This is a genomic window from Kribbella sp. VKM Ac-2566 (genome assembly GCF_004366005.1).
GTDB classification, from domain to species: Bacteria; Actinomycetota; Actinomycetes; order Propionibacteriales; family Kribbellaceae; genus Kribbella; species Kribbella pratensis.
In genome coordinates this window covers 591,541-610,645 of record NZ_SODT01000008.1, presented here as the reverse complement: position 1 = coordinate 610,645, position 19,105 = coordinate 591,541, and the positions used below count along the sequence as shown (strand labels likewise).

The window sequence follows — 19,105 nt, the reverse complement described above, 5'->3', positions numbered from 1 at the left end:
ACTGGTTCCCCCGGGCCGACCCCACGCCCATCGCCAACCTCTTACCAATGCCGAAGGAAACTCCGCACCCGATCGAGGTTCCCGTCCACCGTCTCCATGGCGTCCACGGTCAGCCGCTCACCCTCCAACTGGGGGTACTCACTCCGCATCCGCAGCACGTGATCCCACCCCACCTCGTGCCATCCGGGGATGCCCCGCCGTCGTCCCTCCAGGCGCCGGCGGTGCTCACCTTGATCGCTGCAGACACACTCCACGATCCGCAACCGCCCGTCGTACCTCGCGGCCAGTTCGCCCCACCGCTCCGCGATTTCGGAGTTGACCAAGCAGTCCACGATCGCGGACTGCCCGAGCATCAACTGCCGTTCGACGAGGGTCCCCAGGAGGTCGTAGTACATCGCCAGGAAGGCCGCACGGTCGAGGCCGGCGAGGACGCCGTGCGGTCTGAGAGCTCCGAGCAACCAGTCGCCGGCGAAAGCCGGGACTCCGGTTTCGGTGGCCAGCTGTTCGGCCGGCGTCGACTTCCCGGTTCCCGGCAGGCCGGTGAACGCGATGATCTGCTTCACCGTGATGACGGTAGCCGTGCAACCATCGAACAGCGACGAAGGTTCACTCGGCAGGGACTTTCGTCGGATGTACCGCCGGCGCCGCATGGATTGACTGGGAACCATGACCCAAGGCGGACCGACCGGACTCAGCGAACGCGCCTTGGGCCCGGACCTCGCCCGCGGCTTCATGCTGCTCTTCATCGCGTTGGCGAACTCGCACTACTTCATCGGCGGCCGCGAGTACTTCGGCGGATTCCCGACCGCCGGATCGCCCGTCGACCACGGGCTCGGCCTACTGATCGCGACCTTCGTCGACGGTCGCGCCTTCCCGATGTTCGGCGTGCTCTTCGGGTACGGCGTCGCGCAGATCGTCCGCCGGCAACGCGAATCCGGCAACGAGTGGTGGCCGATCCGCAAGTTGCTGTGGCGGCGCAGCCTCGTCCTGATCGTGCTCGGATTCCTGCACGCGATGCTGCTCTACATCGGCGACATCCTCGCGGCGTACGGCGTACTCCTGTTCCTCGGCGTCTGGGCTCTGCGCTGGAAGGACCGTTGGCTGTTCCTCGTCGCCACTGCTGTCCTCGTCCTCACCGCCCTGCCCAGCGGCGATTCCCTCGCAGGCTCCACCGAAGGCCCGGATCCTTCGATGCTCCCGGCATCCTTTCTCGGCCAGTTCCCCGACCGGTTGGTCGTGCAGCCGTTCATCGCCGGCCTCGGCTGGATCGGCTTCGTCACGCCGTTCCTGATCGGCCTGTGGGCAGGGCGCCGCCGGATCCTCGAACGCCCGGCCGAGCACCTCACCCTGCTCCGTACGACGGCCCTGCTCGGTCTCACGATCGCGATCCTCGGCGCGCTCCCGGTCTCGCTCGTCGTCGGCAGCGTACTCACCCGGCCGAGCGACCACGCGGTGACGATCCTCGGACCGTTGCACGACGCAACCGGCGTCTTCGGCGGATTCGGGTACGCAGCTCTCATCGTCCTGATCGCACACCGGATGGGCGATCGCCAGGGTCCTGTGACCGTGGCGATCGCCGCTGTCGGACAACGATCGTTGACGTGCTACCTGGCCCAGTCCGTCGTCTGGGCCGTCGTGTTCACGCCGTACCTGCTCGGTCTGTCGGACACACTCACCACGACCACGACAGCTCTGCTCGCGGTCGCGACCTGGCTGGCGACCGTACTGCTCGCCGACCGGATGCGACGCGCCGACTACCGCGGACCGCTCGAGCTCCTGATCCGACGGATCACGTATCAGCCCAGGACGATCTCGGACACGCGATCGCGTAACTCCGGGAGGCGCGCGTAGAACACGTCGCCCGGACACTGCGTCGTGTTGTAGTCGCGGTGCCCGACGATCGCGACCTGCGGGTCCAGGCCGTACTTCGTGCACAACCACGCGCACGTCAGCGCCGACATGTCGAACAGCGCGACCGGCACGTTCTCGCTCACGTAGATGCCTTCGTGCTCGATGCCGATCGTGTGGCTGTTGTTGTTCGCGGTCTGCGCGCCGAGCACGTTCTGCCCGTTGTTGATCGACGACAGCGACTTGCTGCGGCCCTCCATCAGGAACCCGCCGCGGCTGATCGTGAGCTGGTTGCCGATGTCGATCCAGCCGTTGGTGTCCATGTGCAGGTCCTGGATCCAGTGCTGGACCTTGTACGCCGCGGCGAGCGAGTAGTCGGTGACGTTCGGGCTCGCGGTGTGGTGGATGACGATGTGATCGGGCTTGCCGATCACCTGCGTCGCGGACCTGGGCGGGCGCGCCGACCATTCGGTGCGCGTGTAGCAGCGCGGCGCGGGGGCGGCGTGCGCTGCTGTCGGGAGGGTGATGCCGCCGAGCAGTACGCCGCCGGCGGTAGCGCCGAGGACGGTACGCCGGGACACCCGGGCACGTTGGAAATTTTCTGGGGCGGTCATGTTATAGAAAATCCCCTACGAACGAGACCGCCAAACCGGAATGATCTAATGACGTGGTGACACAGAGTCAGGCGCCGGAAGTGGTGCGGGTCGGGCGGGTCGGCAAGGGACTGCGGGTCCTCGTCGCGGTCGCCGGGATCGGCCTGCTGATCAACGGGTCGGTGCGCGCCAGCGACGACGCCTGGCCGTTCGGTCCGATGTCGCAGTACGCGATGTCGGTCCCGGACGACGCCAAGATCGACTACACCCGGGTCAGCGCGGTGACGGACGCCGGCACGACGGTCGACGTACCGCTGAACATCGAAGGCGCCGGGGTGGCGCGCGCCGAGATCGAGGCGCGGTCCGGGCAGATCGTGAAGGACCCGTCGTTGTTGCAGCAGGTCGCGGACGGGTGGGCGCGGAAGCATCCTGACCAGCCGAAGTACGTGAAGCTCGAGCTGATCCGCGACACGACCCAGCTGGTGAAGGGCCGGGTCGAAGGACCGCCGACGTCCCAGGTGCTCGCGACCTGGGAGGTACGCCCATGAACGAGCGACGCGAGTTCATCATCAAGCACAGCGGGCCTCGTGTCTCAGCCGCGCCCGGAGCCAAGCGAGGACGTGGATGAGCATCGCGAACTGGTTCACGCCGACGATCGCGCTGGCGCGGATCGCCTGGTTGCGGACGATCCTGTACCTGTTCGTCATCCTCGACATGCACGCGTTCGTCCGCGACACCCGCGACAAGGGCGAGCACCCCGGGCTGTACCAGCCGTTGCTCCTCGCTCGCCTCTTCGACCTGCCCAAACCGTCGGTCGCGAACACCACAGTCCTGTACGTCGTCCTCATCGTCGCGTGCCTGATCGGGGCGACGAACTACTTCCCCCGGGTCACCGGCTGGATCGTCGCGCCGGCGTTCACCTGGTGGGTGCTGATCGGGATGAGTGACGGCAAAGTCGACCACGATCACCTCGCGCTGGTGATCGCGCTCTGGGTGCTGCCGACCGTGAAGGCGGGCAGCCGGGGCATCACGTCGTACAGCGACCAAACTCGGTCGGAAGCGGCCGGCTGGGCGATCCGGTGCATCCAGATCTGCGTGATCGCGACGTACTTCCTGTCCGCGGTCGCGAAACTGCGCAGTGCCGGATGGGCGCTGAGCTGGCCCGGCAGCGCCGTACTGACCTGGGCGATCGTGCGGCGGCCGCACCCGGTCGGGGAGTGGCTGCTGCACTACCCGTGGGTGCTGCACGTGATGCAGTGGGTCGGCATCATCGGGGAGTTCTGTTCGCCGGTGATCCTGTGGCTCAAGGGGCGCTGGCAGCTGTTCGGGGCGCTGTTCTTTCTCGGGTTCCATGCGGCGAACACCGCGATCCTGCTGATCCACTTCCTGCCGACCGTCGTCTGCTGGCTCGCGTTCGCGCCACTCGAGCGCATCGCGCCGTGGTTCCAGGCGCGCCGTTCAGACCGCGATACCGGAGAGGCCGAAGACCAGGCCGAACACGGCCGGCAGGCCGAGCAGCAGGCCGGCGCGTAGCTTGAACCGGCGGCCGCCGGGGCCCGGGGTACGGACGACCCGGGACAGCACGGCGCCGGCGTACCCGAAGACCAGGGCGGCGAGCAGGATCTGGAGGGTCGGCAGGTTGTCGGCGTTGTGATGCGTCAGCCCGAGCGTGACCAGGCCCGGGCAGCAGAACGCGCACATCCCGAACCCGAGCTCCGGGATCGGCAGCCAGCGGCGCCCGAGCACGTCCCGCTCGGCATGTCGCTTACGCCGCAGCGACTGCGCGAAGCGAGCGGTACTGACGATCAGGTCGCTGAGGCAGAGGATCGCGGCCACGATCAGGGCGGCGTGGAAGATCGTCTGCACAAACAGACACGCTAGGCCCTGAATGCGGTCAAGTCCGCCCAGCCACGTAACGTCTGCTTAACAAGGGCGGGGCACACTGTGAGAGACCCAGAGATGTGCCTGACAGATGTGCCCAAGAGATGTGCCTGACAGATGTTCCGGTGAGAGGTGGACTGATGGACAAGCAGCAGGAGTTCGTACTGCGCGCGCTGGAGGAGCGCGACGTACGTTTCGTGCGGCTCTGGTTCACCGACGTGCTCGGGTTCCTGAAGTCGGTCGCGGTCGCGCCGGCGGAGCTGGAGAGCGCGTTCGCGGAGGGACTCGGGTTCGACGGGTCGGCGATCGAGGGCTTCGCCCGGGTGACCGAGGCCGACATGCTGGCCAAGCCGGACCCGTCGACGTTCCAGATCCTGCCGTGGCGGGGCGAGACGATGGGCACCGCGCGGATGTTCTGTGACATCAACATGCCCGACGGCTCGGCGTCGTTCGCCGACCCGCGGCACGTGCTGAAGCGCACCCTGTCGAAGGCCGCCGATCTCGGGTTCACGTTCTACACGCACCCGGAGATCGAGTTCTACCTGTTCAAGTCGCTCACCGGCGCACCCGGTACGACGCCGGAGCCGGTCGACTCGTCCGGGTACTTCGACCACACGCCGCAGGGCATCGGCAACGACTTCCGCCGCGAGGCGATCACGATGCTGGAGTCGATGGGGATCTCGGTCGAGTTCAGCCACCACGAGGGCGGCCCGGGGCAGCAGGAGATCGACCTGCGGTACGCCGACGCGCTCTCGACCGCCGACAACATCATGACGTTCCGCGTCGTGGTGAAGGAGGTGGCGCTCTCGCAGGGGATCTACGCGTCGTTCATGCCGAAGCCGTTGTCGGACCAGCCCGGGTCAGGCATGCACACCCACATGTCGCTGTTCGAGGGTGACCGCAACGCCTTCTTCGAGGGCGGCGCGCAGTACCAGCTGTCGAAGACCGGGCGGGCGTTCATCGCCGGCCTGTTGCAGCACGCAGCCGAGATCACCGCGGTGACGAACCAGTGGGTGAACTCGTACAAGCGGCTCGCGGTCGGGGACGAGGCGCCGTCGTTCGTCTCGTGGGGTCACAACAACCGGTCCGCGCTCGTGCGGGTGCCGATGTACAAGCCGCACAAGGGCCAGTCGAGCCGGGTCGAGTTCCGGTCGCTCGACTCGGCCGCGAACCCGTACCTCGCCTTCGCGCTGATGCTCGCCGCCGGCCTGAAGGGCATCGAGGAAGGCTACGAGCTGCCCGTCGAGGTCGAGGAAGACATCTGGTCCCTGACGCCGCGCGAACGCAAGGCGCTCGGCATCAAGCCGCTGCCGGGCAGCCTCGCCGAAGCCATCAGCGCGATGGAGGACAGCGAACTGGTCGCCGAGACCCTCGGCGAGCACGTCTTCGACTTCTTCCTCCGCAACAAGCGCGCCGAATGGCAGGACTACCGCCGCCAGGTCACCCCCTTCGAGCTGAACAAGCTGCTCCCGGTCCTCTAGTACGACGGCTTATCGCGTGGGTCCGATGTGACCGACCATCCACACCGCGCGGCCGTTCCTACAGTCCCGTCCCGTCCAGGTGTCCTTGAAGCTGTCGGCGCCGCCACCGCCGATATCGAGGGGTACGCCCGACCGCGCGACGACGTTGTTCGCTGGGTCGAGGATCTCGAAGGACTTCGCATCACCGCGCACGGTGTACCCGCGGGGCCACACGAGGGTCACCGCGGGACGGTCCAGGCCGGCCTGGACGCACCCGTTCGCGTCGACGGTCAAGGTGGTGCGGAAGAGTGCCTCCATTCCACTGGGATTGTCAAGGTCGGACCTGACGATTCGAGGGGCCGGCCCACTTGCTGCCGGCGGTTGTCCGTCGCCGGGCCGGACGATCCACGCGGTCCCGGCGATCACCGCGGCGGCGCCGAGCGCCGTACCCGCGACCGCGAGTCGCCTGTTGCGGATCCGGCGGTGCCGGATGCGCTCGGCCACCAGGTCCTCGGCAAGGTCAACGGCCTCGCTGCCTTCGGCGGCGGTGGCCAGGAGCAGTTCTCGAAGGTCGGTCATGGGGCACTCTCCTCGGTGACGCCGAGCTGCGGGGCGAGCTTCGCCCGGGCGTCGGCCAGGTGACGTTTCACGGTGCCCTCGGCACAGCCGAGCTCGGCCGCGACCTCGGCAACGGTCAGGTCTTCGTAGTACCGCAGGACAACGCACGCCCGCTGCCTCGGCGACAGGGTGCCCAGCGCCCTGCGGACCTCGTCTGCCACGGCAACGCGGTCGTCGTCGTGGTGTGGCACGTCGACCAGTAGATGGCGGGTCGCGTTCCACCGCGCGAGTCGCCGGCGGCCGTCGACGTACTGGTTCAGCATCGCTCGCCGGACGTACGCCTCGAGTTGATCGATGTCCTCGCCGATGCGGCGGCGGCCGAACACCCGCGTAAGCGCTTCCTGCACGAGGTCGCCGGCTGCTGCCGGGTCACCGGTCAGCAGATAGGCATAGCTACGCAGTGCACTGCCGCGCGTAGCCAGTAACGCCCGGAACGCATGTTCCCAGTCAGCCACCACACCACCGTCCGTCCTCTTACCGGTATAGACGAACAACCGGACGGCGACGTTGGGGGTCCGTCAGCACAAACCGAGGGCGTGCTCAGACTCCCGCGGGCTGGGTAGGGGAGTCGTCGGACGCGTGCTGGGAGGCCCAGCGGGCGGCTGCGGTGGAGTGCCGGTACGGCGGGTCGGTGCTGACCGGGGTGGCTTCGACGGCAGCCTCGAGTGACGGGGCCCTCGTGGGGACCGGAGTGCCGTCGGGGGCCAGGGCGTTGACCTCTTCGACGGTCAGCAGTCCCACGGGGCGGACGCCTTCGGTGATGATCACGATGCAGCCGGGGATCACCTGCTGGGCCCGATTTCCCTTGGCAGGAACGAGAATTCCGTCGGCCGGCGTCCGCCAGGCGCCCGGCGAGAAGTGCCGCAGCGCGATGCCGGCCTGGCCGTCCTCGGGCGTGCGGGGCGGGAGGTACGCGGTCGCCGTGTAGTCGTAGTCGTAGTCCGGCTCCGGCGGGCCGGAGACTCGTCCGCCCTGCTGGGGTGTCAACCACACCACCGTGCCGCGCACGGCGAGCGTCCCCGTCATCATCACCATGGACAGCCATCATGCCGACTACTGAGCGAATTCGCTACACGACACCGTGTATTCCCTGCAATCCCTCCGCGATCCAGCCGAGACTTTGAGAAGCCACCGATCATTTCGAGCCTGGAAATGTGGTTGGTGGGTTCTCAAAGTGCGGCCGGAGTGGGTTGGGTAGCCTGCGGGAGTGGCTGATGGGCGTAGGGGGTCTTGGGAGGGGCGGCTGGTTCGGCTGGGGTTCGAGGACCCGCGGCGGGCGGCCGGCATGCTCGAGGACCTGGACGCGCTGGACTCGCACAGTCCGCTGGCGACCGAGCAGCTGATCACGACGCTCTCGGAATCGGCTGATCCCGATCTCGCGCTGCAGAGTCTCTGTGCGATGGCCGAGGCGCTGCACCGCAACCGGCACGACCTCGCCGCGTTCGCCCGCACCCTCGAGATGGACGACGGTTTCCGCCGCCGGCTCGTGTACGTCCTCGGCGCGAGCGAGGCGCTCGGGCGGCATCTCGGCGTACATCCGCGTCACTGGTACGACCTGGCCGACCCCGCGCTCGCGGGTGCGCGGCCGTCGGTGGAGGACGTCGCGGCCAAGCTCGCGACCGCCGTCGACGCGGAGAACCCGATCGACGCGTTGCGGGTCGAGTACCGCCGCCTGCTGCTCCGGCTCGCGGCCCGGGATCTCGCCGAGGGGCTGCTCGTCGACGAGGTCGCCGCCGTACTCGCGGATCTCGCCGCGGGCGCGCTCGAGACGGCCCTGCACATCGCCCGCAACGACTACTTCGCCGCTCATCCCGGCGCCGCCGACTGCCGGCTCGCGATCATTGCCATGGGCAAGTGCGGTGGCCGGGAACTCAACTACGTCAGCGATGTCGACGTACTGTTCGTCGCCGAGCCGCTCGAGGGAGAACCAGAGCTGCCGGCGATCAAGACCGCGACCCAACTCGCTGCGGCCGCGATGCGGATCTGTTCGGCGCACACCGGTGAGGGCACGCTCTGGCCGGTCGACGCCGCGCTCCGGCCGGAAGGCAAGTCGGGTCCGCTCGTCCGCACGCTCGACAGCCATTTCGCGTACTACCAGCGCTGGGCGAAGACCTGGGAGTTCCAGGCCCTCCTCAAGGCCCGCCCGGTCGCAGGCGACGCCGAGCTCGGTCGTGCGTACTCCGAGAAGGTCGGTCAGCTCACATGGTCCGCCGCCGATCGGGAAGGGTTCGTCTCCGACGTCCAGGCGATGCGCCGGCGCGTCATCGACCACATCCCGGCGGCGGACGTGGACCGCCAGCTGAAACTCGGTCCCGGTGGATTGCGCGATGTGGAGTTCGCCGTACAGCTCCTGCAGCTCGTGCACGGTCGCAGCGACGAGTCGGTCCGCAGCGGTACGACGCTGGTCGCACTGGAAGCCCTGACGAGCAGCGGGTACGTCGGCCGCACGGACGGCGCCGTACTCGCGGACGCGTACCGCTTCCTGCGGTCGATGGAGCACCGCATCCAGCTGTTCCGCCTGCGCCGTACACATCAGGTCCCGGACAACGAGGCCGATCTGCGACGGCTCGGCCGCTCGCTCGGCTTCACGAAGAACCCGGTCGCCGATCTCACCGCGGCCTGGAAGAAGCACGCGCTCGAGGTACGGCGACTGCACGAGAAACTGTTCTACCGCCCGCTGCTCGCGGCGGTCGCGCGGATCCCGGGCGAGGAAGTACGCCTGACACCCGAGGCGGCCAAGCAGCGGCTGACCGCCCTCGGGTACGCCGATCCGGGGTCGGCGCTGCGCCACATCGAAGCCCTGTCCGAAGGGGTCTCGCGGCGTTCGTCGATCCAGAAGGCGTTGCTGCCCGCGATGCTCGGCTGGTTCGCCGAATCGCCCGATCCGGACGCCGGTCTGCTCGCATTCCGCACGATCTCCGACGCCCTCGGCTCGACGCCCTGGTACCTGCGCCAGCTGCGCGACGAGGGCGCGTCGGCCGAGCGGCTGGCGCACCTGCTCGCCAGCGGCCGGTACGCCGTCGACCTGTTGCAGCGCGCCCCGGAAGCCACGGCGATGTTCGCGGACGAGCGAGAGCTGACGCCGCGCAGCCAGGAGTCCCTGCTCACCGAGATGTCCGCCGCCGCCCGGCGGCAGGATTCGCCGGAGGCCGCGGTCGCGGCGATCCGCGCCGTCCGACGCCGTGAACTGTTCCGGACCGCCGCGGCCGACCTGTCCGGCCTGCTGGACGTCGAGACCGTCGGCGACGGGCTGACCGACATCTCCGTCGGAACGCTGACGGCCGCGCTGGAAGTCGCGCGGAAGGCGGTCGCCAAGGGGGAGCCGGAGCCGACCCGGATGTCGATCGTCGCGATGGGCCGGTTCGGCGGTCACGAGCTCGGGTACGGCAGTGACGCGGACGTGATGTTCGTGCACGACCCGCTTCCGGGCGCGGACGAGAAGAAGGCGACGGACTTCGCGACCCAGGCGGCGACCGAGCTGCGCCGGATGCTGTCGTTGCCCGGAGCCGATCCGGCCGTCGCGATCGACGCGGACCTGCGCCCCGAGGGCCGGCAAGGACCGTTGGTACGGACGCTGGCGTCGTACGCCTCCTACTACGCGCGCTGGTCGGCCGTGTGGGAAGCGCAGGCGCTGCTCCGCGCCGACCCGTTGTGCGGCGACGCCGACCTGTGCCAGTCGTTCCGCGAACTGATCGACCCGCTGCGCTACCCGGTGAACGGTGTGAGCGAACGCGACGTGATGGAGATCCGCCGGATCAAGGCGCGCGTCGACGCCGAGCGGCTGCCGCGCGGCGCCGACCGGAGCACCCACACCAAGCTGGGTCGCGGCGGTCTCGCCGACATCGAGTGGACCGTTCAGCTCCTGCAACTGCGCGAGGCGCACCGCGTTCCCAGTCTCCGTACGACGCGCACGCTGACCGCGCTCCGGGCAGGGGTGGAGGCCGGCCTCGTCGACCCCTCCGAGGCCGAGACGCTGCAAGCGGCCTGGGTGCTGGCCACCCGGATCCGGAACGCGATCATGCTCGTCCGCGCCCGCCCCGGCGACTCGCTCCCACGCGATCCGCGCGACCTGGCGGCCGTGGCGCAGATCTGCGGTTACCCACCCGGCGAGTCCGGCCGCTTCTCCGACGACTACCTGCGCACCACCCGCCGAGCCCACAACACCGTCGCCCGCCTCTTCTGGGACGACTGATATTGACAGGCAACCTTTTGGTTGCCTATTGTCGGAGGTGTGGAGTTGGTGTTCAAGGCGTTGGCCGACGAGGGCCGGCGGCGGTTGCTGGACGCCCTTCGGGAGCGCAACGGGCAGAGTCTGCAGGAGCTGTGCGAGCTGCTGCCGGACCTGACCCGGCAGGGCGTGACCAAACACCTGCGGATCCTCGAGGACGCGAACCTCGTGGTCACGGTCAAACGCGGACGCCACAAGCTCCACTACCTGAACCCGGTGCCGATCAACGAGATCGCCGAACGGTGGCTGAGCAACTACGAACGCGACAAGTTGCGTGCGCTCAGTGCACTGAAGGCGGCTCTGGAGGAGGACAGATGAGCAAGCCGGCAATGATCCACGTGACCTACATCGAGACCACCCCGGAGAAGCTGTGGGAGGCGCTCACCTCGGGCGCGTTCACCCAGCTGTACTGGTTCGGCCGCCGCATCGAGTCCGACTGGACGGTCGGCTCGCCCGTGCGCTTCTTCGACAGTGCGGACGACAGCCTGACCGACAGCGGCGAGGTCCTGCTGTACGACGAGCCGAAGACGTTGGCCTACACGTTCAAGAACGAGTTCCTCGAGGACCGCGCCGGTGATGCGCCGGGCCGGGTGACCTTCACGATCGAGCCGGCCGGGAAGAACGTGGTGAAGCTGCAGGTCGTGCACGACCAGATCGCCGAGGACACCGTCGAGGGCTGGCGGAACGGCTGGGCCCCGATCCTCGCCAACCTGAAGACCTACCTGGAGACCAACCGAACCCTGGAGATCACCTTCTCCTAGAATTCACCTGGTGGGAGCGACAGATCAGGTCCGGCAAGTCGGTGTCTTCAGCACCGTCCGCCGCAGCGTGCGGATGACGGTCGGGCAGAAGCGCGTCTGGGAGACACGGTGGCCCGAGCTCGGCCGGACCCAAGAAGATCTGCCGACCGGCGAGCTGGACCTGGGCGATTGGTTCGGCCGTACGGCGCCGACCGTGCTGGAGATCGGCTCCGGGATGGGGGAGGCGACCGCACAGCTCGCCGTCGCCGCGCCCGAGGTCAACCATGTGGCCGCGGAGGTCTACCCGGCCGGCCTCGGTCAGCTGATGCTGTGGGTGGAGAAGTACGACCTCGGCAACGTCCGCCTGCTGCAAGGCGACGCCCTGGACTTCCTGCGTGATCACATCGCTCCCGGCGCGCTGGCCGGCGTACGGATCTACTTCCCGGACCCGTGGCCGAAGAAGCGGCACCACAAACGCCGGCTCGTCACGTCGCCGTTCGTCGCGCTGATCGCCGACCGCCTGCAGCCGGGCGGAACGTTGCACCTGGCAACGGACTGGGCGGACTACGCCGACCGCATGCTCGAGGTCTGCGCGGCCGAACCCGCACTGCGCAACGAGTACGGCGGCTGGGCCCCGCGGCCCGAATGGCGCCCGGTCACGAAGTTCGAGTCCCGCGCTCGGGTCGAGGGCCGCGAGGTCCGCGACCTCATCTACACCAAGCTCTGAGCCGACCGGCTCGTGAACGACCACAGCCCGGCGCCGACGGTGTAGACGGTGTAGCCCTCGGTATACGTCGCTGACCCGGCGAAGGCCTGCGGTACGGCGTCGACATCCGCGGCCCGCGCTGACGGCACGTGCACCTCGGCCGTCGTACCGACCGGAACCTGTACGTCGAGCGACAGGACGCGTCCCGTCTTCTTCCACGAGACCGCCACCCGGCCGCGGATCGTCTCGGTGCGGATGCTCGCCGAGTCCACCTCGTCACGGGCATCCGGCCGTACGACGATTCGCTCCGCGCCCGCGTCGACGACGCGCAGCCCGGCGACGTTCTCGAAGATCCACTGCACGACCGTGCCCTGGAAGTAGTGGTTGCGCGACCGCGAGTCGTCCTCCCACTTCTCCCACATGGTGTCCGCGCCGAGGTCGAACCAGTAGCCCCAGCTTGGATAGCTCCGCTGCAGCGCGACCTTCGTTGCCACGTCGCCGTACCCGTGGGCGGTCAGCACCGGCAGCAGTACGCCGACGCCCAGGCAGCCCGTGTTGAGATGGAACCCACGCCCCTCGACATCGGCGGCCAACCCGGCCGCGACCCGCTCGACGAACTCGTCCGGCACGATCCCGAACGCCAGCGGCACGGCGTTCGACGTCTGCCGGTAGTCCGGGTCGTCAGCCGACCGGTACCGGCCTTCAGTGCGATCCAGGAACGTCCGGTTCAGCCCGTCGGCGAGTTCGGCTGCCGCCTTCCGGTACTCGTTGGCCTGCCCAATCAGCTCGCCGATCTCCGCAGCGACCACGAGCGCCCGGTAGAGGTACGCCGTACCAGTCAGCCGCCGGTCCTCCGGCGCCGGACCGCTCCCGAATCCGGGCGGCAGCCAGTCGCCGAGCACACTCACCGACAACCCGTCCTCGACCCGGTCGAGCTCCCACGCGAGGTAGCGCGTCAGCGAGTCCCAGTGCTCGCGGAGCAGCCGCTCGTCGCCGTACCAGCGGTACATCTCGCGCAACAGGAACGGATAGACGGTCGGCCATTCGGTCGCGGGGGAGAGGTCCGTGAAGCCCCAGCCGCTGGTCGGCACGATCACCGGGAGCTGCCCGGAGTCCGCCTGGCTGTCCCGGATGTCGCCGAGCCACTTGGTGAAGAACCGCGCCAGGTCGAGCGTCGCGAGCATCGTCGGCGCGCCGACCTGCGCGTCGCCGGTCCACCCGTTCTTCTCGAAGTACGGCGTGTCCGTCGGGATCCCGTGCAGGTTGCTCAGGATCGTCCGCCGCATCGCCCGTTCGAACTGCTCGTACGGCGCCTGCGTCGAAGCGAACCGCGTCACCGATTGAACGTCCGAGTTCACCACCCGCAGTTGCAGGTCGGCGGCCGCGCCCTCGACCTGCACGTACCGGAAGCCCTTGTAGGAGAACCGTGGCTCCCAGGTCTCCAGTCCGGTGCCGGCCGCGATGTACTCGTCGCGCTGGATCCGGTCGCCGTCGACATGCACGTTCCACGCCGCCACGTTGCCATCGGCAACCGTCTCGCCGTGCGTGAGTCTGATCGTCGTCCCGGCCGGCGCACTGGTCGACAGCCTGGTCCAGCCCGCCACGGTCCGTCCGAAGTCCACGATCCACACCCCTGGCCGGACCTCGGTGACCTCGACCGGATCGACGGTTTCGACCACTCGGATCGGCTCGTGGGCCTGCGCGGTCAGCTTCCCCTTGGGCGCCTCGACGACCGATGCGGGGGACCAGGAGGAGTCGTCGAACCCGGCGACGTCCCAGCCGGGCAGCGCGCGGCGCGCGTCGTACGTCTCACCGGTGTAGAGCGAGTCCGACAGCGTCGGACCGCCCGTGATGCGCCACGTCTCGTCCGTGACCACCTCGTCGACCCGGCCGTCGTCGTACTCGACGACCAGCCGGGCGATCAGCCGCGGGTCGGCGGTCCACGGGGCGTCGTCCCAGCGCCAGACGTTGACCGAGGTCAGTCCGAAGAAGCCACGCCCGAGTTCGGCGCCGAGCACGTTGTCGCCGGCCTGCAGGAGCTCGGTCACGTCGTGCGTGACGTAGAGAACCGTGCGGTCGTAGGCGGTGAAGCCAGGATCGAGTACGGCGTCACTCACCACGTGCCCGTTGAGTCGCAGGTCGGCGTACCCGAGACCGCTCGCGTAGAGCCGGGCGCGCCGGACGATGCCGTCCACGGCGAACGCGCGCCGGAGGAGCGGTGCACTGTCGGTCACACCACCGATCCACTGTGCGGCTCCGAATCCCTCGTCGAGCAGCCCGGTCTCGAACCATTCCGGCGCGGACCAGTCACCGGCCTGATCGGAGCCGTCCCACAGCCGGACGGTCCAGTGGTACCGCGTCCGCGCCGCCGTCGGGCCGTCGTACTCGATCCCGAAGGTCCGTGCCGACTCGACCTTGCCCGAGTCCCACACGTCGGCGCGCTCCGGCGTCAGCAGCTCCGGCGCGGAGGCGACCAGGATCTGGTACGCCGTCTGCGTCGCGCCGTACCCGGGTGCGACGGCGACCCAGCTGAAGCGTGGCCGAGGAACGTCGACGCCGAGCGGCTGGACGGCGTACTCGGTCTTGAGAGATCGGGGGATCAGCACGCTCAGGACCGTAGGCAGTCGCCCGTCCGGCTTTCAACCGTCTGACCAGATCCGGTCGATGATCACCTTTGATCGGTCGTCTCGGTTAGTGATTGACCGGTCCAAATGCTGAAACCTGAGCATCTTGCTCGACTTTGTCCGCTTTCATAGTCCTATGCAGCTCATCGCGAACGCGCCCGGAGACGCCCTCACCCGGCGCCGGCACGTCGATCTGCTGCGCGTGAACTCCTCGGGTTGTTGAACGACGGCGTACTTCTTCCCGCCCGTCTCCTTCCCGATCCGTAGGAGTACCCCCATGCGTCGCCTCGTCCTGATCGCGCTGCTCGGCTCGATCGCCCAGCTCGTCGACGGCACCCTCGGCATGGCGTACGGCGTCACCGCCAGTACCGCCCTGCTCATCACCGGGATCACCCCGGCGGTCGCCTCCGCCTCGGTGCACCTGGCCGAGGTCGGCACCACGCTTGCCTCCGGCCTGTCGCACTGGCGGTTCGGCAACGTCGACTGGCGCGTCGTCGCGCTGATCGGTGCACCCGGCGCCGTCGGGGCGTTCGCCGGTGCGACGTTCCTGTCCAGCCTCTCGACCGAGTCGGCGTCGCTGTGGGTCGCCGGCCTGCTGCTCCTGCTCGGCGTGTACATCCTGGTCCGGTTCGGCACCGGGAAGGTCCGGGCGGTGATCGAGGGCCGTCCGGCCGGGAAGTTCCTGGGCCCGCTCGGTCTGGTGGCCGGTTTCATCGACGCCACCGGCGGTGGCGGCTGGGGCCCGGTCGCGAACTCCGCGCTGCTGTCCAGCGGCAAGCTGACGCCGCGCCGGACCGTGGGTTCGGTGAATGCCGCCGAGTTCCTGGTCTCGATCGCCGCCAGCATCGGATTCCTGTTCGGGCTGGGTGGGAAGCATCTGCCGTTCGACCTCGTCGCCGCGCTGCTGATCGGCGGCGTGATCGCGGCGCCGATCGCCGCCTGGCTGGTGTCCCGGCTGGCCACCCGCTGGCTCGGCGTCGGGGTCGGCCTGGTGCTGATCCTGACCAACGCCCGCACCGTGCTGAACGGCCTCGAAGTGACCACCGGCCCGCGGTACGCCGTCTACGCGGCCCTTGTCCTCGGCTGGGCCGCGATCGTCACGTACGGCGTCCGCACCGCGGCCCGCCGTACCGTCCGCGAGGCCGAACGGCTGCTCGACGAAACCGAGCTCGAGCCCGCTTCCTGAGCTTCACCTTCCCAAGACAAAGGTCTTCCTGTGAGCATCTCCGCCACCCGTCCGTTCCGCCTGCTCGCTGCCGCCCTGTCCCTCACCGTCGCTGTCACCGCCGCGGGCTGCTCGCGCGCCGACAGCAACGAGACGGCCGCCGCGTCGAGCGACAAAGGTCCCGCCACCGAGCTGCGGCTCGGCTACTTCCCGAACGTCACCCACGCGGCCGCGCTGGTCGGTCTCGGCAAGGGCCTGTTCACCAAGGAGCTCGGCAGCACGAAGCTGGTGCCGACCAAGTTCAACGCCGGCCCGGAGGCCGTCGGCGCGCTGCTCGGCGGCTCGCTGGACGCGTCCTTCATCGGCTCCGGTCCGGCGATCAACGCCTACGCGAAGTCGAACGGAGACGCGGTCCGGCTGATCGCCGGCGCCACGTCCGGCGGCGCGCAGCTCGTGGTCAAGCCGACGATCACCAAGGCAGCCGACCTGGTCGGCAAGACCGTCGTCACGCCGCAGCTCGGCAACACGCAGGACGTGTCGCTGAAGAAGTGGCTCGCCGAGAACCAGCTGACCGGCAAGGTCAAGGTGACCAACCTGGAGAACGCCCAGACGCTGGACGCGTTCAAGAAGGGCGACGTGGACGCGGCCTGGCTGCCCGAGCCCTGGTCGTCCCGGCTGGTCCTGGACGCGGGCGCGAAGGTACTGCTCGACGAGGCGTCGTTGTGGCCCGACGGGCAGTTCCCGACGACTGTGCTGATCGTCCGGACGCAGTTCCTGAAGGAGCACCCGGCGACGGTGACGGCACTGCTGAAGGGGCTGAACGCGGCCATCGACTTCAGCACGTCGGACGCCGCGCAGGCGAAGACCGTGGTGAACGACCAGCTCAAGGCAGCGACCGGCAAGGCGCTGAAGCCGGCGGTCATCGACCGGGCGTGGCAGCACATCAAGATCACAGCGGACCCGGTCGCCGCCACCTTCCCGCAGCTGGCCAAGGACCAGGTCACGGCGGGGATCGCCAAGCAGGCGCCGAACGTGGCCGGCTTCGCGGACCTCGGCCCGCTGAACGAGGTCCTCACCCAGGCAGGCAAGCCGGCAGTAGACGCCGCCGGCCTGGACGCCAAGTAGCAGTAAGGAGAGCCCGATGACCGCCACAGTCGACGCGCCGCCCGATCAGCTCACTCCGGTGCGGTTTCATCAAGTAGGGAAGGTGTTCGGCAGCGGCCGGCGGTCGGTGGTCGCGTTGGACGGCGTCGACCTCGAGGTCGGTGCCGGCGAGTTCGTCTGCCTGCTCGGCGCCTCCGGGTGCGGCAAGACCACGCTGCTCAACCTGGTCGCCGGTCTGGACCGGCCGACGAGCGGGCGGATCGAGCTGAACTCGTCCCGGCCGGCGGTCGTCTTCCAGGAGGCCGCGCTGATGCCGTGGCTGACGGCGGCCGGGAACGTCGAGCTTCCACTGCGGATGGCCGGCGTACCGAAGGCGCAGCGGCGGGCCAGGGCTGCGGAGCTGCTGGAGCTGGTGCGGCTCGCCGGGCTCGGCGACAAGCGGCCGCACGAGTTGTCCGGTGGCATGCGGCAACGGGTCGCGCTCGCCCGCGCATTGGCCTCGACGACCGACAGTGCTGATGCGGGGAAGCCGTCGTTGCTGCTGATGGACGAGCCGTTCTCCGCGCTCGACGCGATCACTCGCGACGTTCTGCAGGGTGAGTTGCTGCGGATCTGGCGTGCGACCGGTACGGCGATCCTGTTCGTCACGCACGACGTCCGCGAAGCGGTGCGGCTCGGGCAACGCGTCGTACTGCTGTCGTCGCGTCCCGGGCGCGTCGTACAGGAGTGGGATGTGGAGGACGCGCCCAACGTCAACAGCACGGCCGACGAGATCAACACCGCGCTGCGCAAGGTGATCAGCAGTCATGCCGCTTGACGTCCAGGAAGGATCCGTCGAGGCCGGCCTGGACGCCCTCGACACACCCGTCAACGCGCCCGAGGGTTCGCGGGTACGGCAGATCGCCGCGCGCGTTCTGCCGCCGGTCGGGGCGATCGTCGTCCTGGTGGCGATCTGGCAGGCGTTGTGGGCCGCGGCGTTCTGGCCCGAGTTCAAACTGCCCGCGCCCGCGGCGGTCTGGGGTCAGATCTGGCAGCTGGTGACGAGCGGCGACATCGTCGAGCTGTTCTGGGTGTCCGTGCACCGGGCCGTCATCGGGTTCGCGATCTCGCTGCTGATCGCCGTACCGCTGGGACTCGCGATCGCGAACCTCCGGGTCGTACGGCGGGGGATCGGGCCGCTCGTGTCGGGGCTGCAGAGCCTGCCCTCGGTGGCGTGGGTGCCGGCGGCGATCCTGTGGTTCGGGCTGAACGACCGCGCGATCTACTGGGTGGTGCTGCTCGGCGCGGTGCCGTCGATCGCGAACGGGCTGGTGTCCGGCCTCGACCAGGTACCGCCGATCCTGCCGCGGGTCGGCAAGGCGCTCGGAGCCGGCCGCTTCGGCGGGATCCGGTACATCCTGCTGCCGGCCGCGCTGCCCGGGTTCCTCGGCGGACTCAAGCAGGGCTGGGCGTTCTCGTGGCGGTCGCTGATGGCGGCCGAGCTGATCGCGACCTCACCGGAGCTCGGCGAGGGTCTCGGGCAGTTCCTGCACAACGGCATGTCGTTGTCGGACATCTCGATGGTGTTCGCCGGCATCGTGCTGATCTTCGCGGTCGGCGTCGGCATCGAACTGCTGGTGTTCCGCCCGCTCGAGAACTCGGTGCTCCGCGCCCGTGGACTCACCACCTCCGCCCGCTGAAACGGTTCGCGCCGTACTGTTGGAGCGTGGTCCGATTTCTGCCGTTCCTGATCAGCCTGGCGCTCACTGTCTACGCGCTGTTCTCCTGCATCCAGACACCCGACGAAGACGTGCCGCAGCTGCCGAAGCTGCTGTGGATCGTCCTGATCGTGTTCGTCCCGTTCGCGGGGCCGATCGTCTGGTTGCTGATGTCGCGGGCGCACGCCAACCGCCAGGAGAGCGTCGTACGGCGGGAACCGTCGAAGCCGCCTGCGCGGCCGATGGCGCCTGACGACGATCCGGACTTCCTCAAGTCACTGGACCGCTACCGGGACCCGCGCACGACCGTGAAACCGCCTGAGCCCGAAGGTCCGGCCGACGAGCCGAAGCCGCCGAAGGAACCGAAGGACACGAAGGGGACCGGGGACACGCCGTCCGAGACCGACGACGGTAAGGCCTGAGTTTTCACACAGGCCTTAC

Annotated in this window: 21 protein-coding genes; 14 read left to right on the top strand and 7 right to left on the bottom strand. The window is 68.9% G+C overall.

Translation table 11 applies throughout. The features are described 5' to 3' along the window. Window positions 1–41: 41 nt before the first annotated feature. Window positions 42–563 (bottom strand): AAA family ATPase, encoded by a 522-nt coding sequence (locus EV647_RS05880; protein ID WP_166680226.1) that lies wholly within the window; start codon window positions 561–563, stop codon window positions 42–44. Between the two features lie 103 nt (window positions 564–666). On the opposite strand from EV647_RS05880, the gene EV647_RS05875 reads away from it, so the two are divergent. Then, on the top strand, window positions 667–1,851 hold the full coding sequence (locus EV647_RS05875; RefSeq protein ID WP_133999522.1) for a DUF418 domain-containing protein: 1,185 nt from the start codon (window positions 667–669) through the stop codon (window positions 1,849–1,851). On the opposite strand, the gene EV647_RS05870 is transcribed toward EV647_RS05875, so the two are convergent. Next, entirely contained in the window at window positions 1,797–2,429 is a 633-nt protein-coding gene (locus EV647_RS05870; RefSeq protein WP_202870840.1) for a peptidoglycan recognition family protein, read from the bottom strand. The genes EV647_RS05875 and EV647_RS05870 overlap by 55 nt on opposite strands. An 89-nt stretch (window positions 2,430–2,518) precedes the next feature. Here EV647_RS05870 and EV647_RS05865 point away from each other — a divergent pair, with 89 nt between their 5' ends. Together EV647_RS05865 and EV647_RS05860 are read left to right on the top strand one after the other, a co-directional pair. Next, a complete protein-coding gene (locus EV647_RS05865) occupies window positions 2,519–2,989 on the top strand; it encodes a hypothetical protein (RefSeq protein ID WP_133999516.1) in 471 nt (156 codons plus the stop codon). 76 nt (window positions 2,990–3,065) lie between these two features. After that, entirely contained in the window at window positions 3,066–3,974 is a 909-nt protein-coding gene (locus EV647_RS05860) for an HTTM domain-containing protein (RefSeq protein WP_133999512.1), read from the top strand. Here EV647_RS05860 and EV647_RS05855 read toward each other — a convergent pair. Next, the gene (locus EV647_RS05855; RefSeq protein ID WP_133999509.1) at window positions 3,900–4,307 is read right to left on the bottom strand and encodes a hypothetical protein; all 408 of its coding nucleotides are present in this window, start codon (window positions 4,305–4,307) and stop codon (window positions 3,900–3,902) included. The genes EV647_RS05860 and EV647_RS05855 overlap by 75 nt on opposite strands. Window positions 4,308–4,462: 155 nt before the next feature. On the opposite strand from EV647_RS05855, the gene glnA reads away from it, so the two are divergent. Further along, the gene (gene glnA, locus EV647_RS05850; protein WP_131342556.1) at window positions 4,463–5,803 is read left to right on the top strand and encodes a type I glutamate--ammonia ligase; all 1,341 of its coding nucleotides are present in this window, start codon (window positions 4,463–4,465) and stop codon (window positions 5,801–5,803) included. A gap of 9 nt (window positions 5,804–5,812) precedes the next feature. Here glnA and EV647_RS05845 read toward each other — a convergent pair whose 3' ends face one another. From EV647_RS05845 to EV647_RS05835, 3 genes are all read right to left on the bottom strand, one after another. Further along, window positions 5,813–6,361 (bottom strand): hypothetical protein, encoded by a 549-nt coding sequence (locus tag EV647_RS05845; RefSeq protein ID WP_133999506.1) that lies wholly within the window; start codon window positions 6,359–6,361, stop codon window positions 5,813–5,815. Then, window positions 6,358–6,855: a SigE family RNA polymerase sigma factor gene (locus EV647_RS05840; RefSeq protein WP_133999503.1), complete on the bottom strand. Its 498-nt coding sequence runs from the start codon at window positions 6,853–6,855 to the stop codon at window positions 6,358–6,360. Before EV647_RS05840 ends, EV647_RS05845 begins: the two co-directional genes overlap by 4 nt. Before the next feature lie 85 nt (window positions 6,856–6,940). Next, window positions 6,941–7,435 carry a hypothetical protein gene (locus EV647_RS05835; RefSeq protein WP_133999500.1) on the bottom strand — a complete coding sequence of 165 codons (495 nt, stop codon included), beginning with the start codon at window positions 7,433–7,435 and terminating at the stop codon, window positions 6,941–6,943. A gap of 250 nt (window positions 7,436–7,685) precedes the next feature. Between EV647_RS05835 and EV647_RS05830 the strand changes: the two genes are divergently transcribed. Genes EV647_RS05830 through trmB form a run of 4 tightly spaced genes read left to right on the top strand, consistent with a single transcriptional unit; the run spans window position 7,686 to window position 12,095 of the window. Next, window positions 7,686–10,592: a bifunctional [glutamine synthetase] adenylyltransferase/[glutamine synthetase]-adenylyl-L-tyrosine phosphorylase gene (locus tag EV647_RS05830; RefSeq protein ID WP_238175330.1), complete on the top strand. Its 2,907-nt coding sequence runs from the start codon at window positions 7,686–7,688 to the stop codon at window positions 10,590–10,592. Between the two features lie 39 nt (window positions 10,593–10,631). Continuing rightward, entirely contained in the window at window positions 10,632–10,946 is a 315-nt protein-coding gene (locus EV647_RS42835; RefSeq protein WP_133781651.1) for a helix-turn-helix transcriptional regulator, read from the top strand. Further along, a complete protein-coding gene (locus tag EV647_RS42830) occupies window positions 10,943–11,389 on the top strand; it encodes an SRPBCC family protein (protein ID WP_133999494.1) in 447 nt (148 codons plus the stop codon). The genes EV647_RS42835 and EV647_RS42830 overlap by 4 nt, the downstream gene beginning before the upstream one ends. Before the next feature lie 10 nt (window positions 11,390–11,399). After that, window positions 11,400–12,095 carry a tRNA (guanosine(46)-N7)-methyltransferase TrmB gene (gene trmB, locus EV647_RS05815; RefSeq protein ID WP_202876048.1) on the top strand — a complete coding sequence of 232 codons (696 nt, stop codon included), beginning with the start codon at window positions 11,400–11,402 and terminating at the stop codon, window positions 12,093–12,095. Here the strand turns inward: trmB and EV647_RS05810 are convergent. After that, window positions 12,080–14,680 (bottom strand): family 78 glycoside hydrolase catalytic domain, encoded by a 2,601-nt coding sequence (locus EV647_RS05810; protein ID WP_238177047.1) that lies wholly within the window; start codon window positions 14,678–14,680, stop codon window positions 12,080–12,082. The two genes, trmB and EV647_RS05810, sit on opposite strands and share 16 nt — an antisense overlap. 154 nt (window positions 14,681–14,834) lie before the next feature. On the opposite strand from EV647_RS05810, the gene EV647_RS43630 reads away from it, so the two are divergent. The 6 genes from EV647_RS43630 to EV647_RS05785 are packed head-to-tail and all read left to right on the top strand — an operon-like array spanning window position 14,835 to window position 19,086. Then, window positions 14,835–14,921, top strand: a complete 87-nt coding sequence (locus EV647_RS43630; RefSeq protein WP_370342797.1) for a putative leader peptide — start codon at window positions 14,835–14,837, stop codon at window positions 14,919–14,921. A 54-nt stretch (window positions 14,922–14,975) separates the two neighbouring features. Next, window positions 14,976–15,884, top strand: a complete 909-nt coding sequence (locus EV647_RS05805; RefSeq protein WP_133999484.1) for a sulfite exporter TauE/SafE family protein — start codon at window positions 14,976–14,978, stop codon at window positions 15,882–15,884. 30 nt (window positions 15,885–15,914) lie between these two features. Then, the gene (locus tag EV647_RS05800; protein ID WP_133999481.1) at window positions 15,915–16,988 is read left to right on the top strand and encodes an ABC transporter substrate-binding protein; all 1,074 of its coding nucleotides are present in this window, start codon (window positions 15,915–15,917) and stop codon (window positions 16,986–16,988) included. Window positions 16,989–17,004: 16 nt separating this feature from the next. Beyond that, the gene (locus EV647_RS05795) at window positions 17,005–17,784 is read left to right on the top strand and encodes an ABC transporter ATP-binding protein (protein WP_133999478.1); all 780 of its coding nucleotides are present in this window, start codon (window positions 17,005–17,007) and stop codon (window positions 17,782–17,784) included. After that, entirely contained in the window at window positions 17,774–18,646 is an 873-nt protein-coding gene (locus EV647_RS05790; protein WP_133999475.1) for an ABC transporter permease, read from the top strand. The genes EV647_RS05795 and EV647_RS05790 overlap by 11 nt, the downstream gene beginning before the upstream one ends. A gap of 26 nt (window positions 18,647–18,672) precedes the next feature. Then, a complete protein-coding gene (locus EV647_RS05785) occupies window positions 18,673–19,086 on the top strand; it encodes a PLD nuclease N-terminal domain-containing protein (protein WP_133999472.1) in 414 nt (137 codons plus the stop codon). Window positions 19,087–19,105: the final 19 nt, after the last annotated feature.

What these genes read in the sequence shown, in the direction of transcription:
- EV647_RS05875 (WP_133999522.1), top strand. Translation starts at nt 667, where the DNA reads ATGACCCAAGGCGGACCGACCGGACTCAGCGAACGCGCCTTGGGCCCG.
- EV647_RS05860 (WP_133999512.1), top strand. Translation starts at nt 3,066, where the DNA reads ATGAGCATCGCGAACTGGTTCACGCCGACGATCGCGCTGGCGCGGATC.
- glnA (WP_131342556.1), top strand. Translation starts at nt 4,463, where the DNA reads ATGGACAAGCAGCAGGAGTTCGTACTGCGCGCGCTGGAGGAGCGCGAC.
- EV647_RS05845 (WP_133999506.1), bottom strand. Translation starts at nt 6,361, where the DNA reads ATGACCGACCTTCGAGAACTGCTCCTGGCCACCGCCGCCGAAGGCAGC.
- EV647_RS05835 (WP_133999500.1), bottom strand. Translation starts at nt 7,435, where the DNA reads ATGGTGATGATGACGGGGACGCTCGCCGTGCGCGGCACGGTGGTGTGG.
- EV647_RS05830 (WP_238175330.1), top strand. Translation starts at nt 7,686, where the DNA reads ATGCTCGAGGACCTGGACGCGCTGGACTCGCACAGTCCGCTGGCGACC.
- EV647_RS42830 (WP_133999494.1), top strand. Translation starts at nt 10,943, where the DNA reads ATGAGCAAGCCGGCAATGATCCACGTGACCTACATCGAGACCACCCCG.
- EV647_RS43630 (WP_370342797.1), top strand. Translation starts at nt 14,835, where the DNA reads ATGCAGCTCATCGCGAACGCGCCCGGAGACGCCCTCACCCGGCGCCGG.
- EV647_RS05805 (WP_133999484.1), top strand. Translation starts at nt 14,976, where the DNA reads ATGCGTCGCCTCGTCCTGATCGCGCTGCTCGGCTCGATCGCCCAGCTC.
- EV647_RS05795 (WP_133999478.1), top strand. Translation starts at nt 17,005, where the DNA reads ATGACCGCCACAGTCGACGCGCCGCCCGATCAGCTCACTCCGGTGCGG.
- EV647_RS05790 (WP_133999475.1), top strand. Translation starts at nt 17,774, where the DNA reads ATGCCGCTTGACGTCCAGGAAGGATCCGTCGAGGCCGGCCTGGACGCC.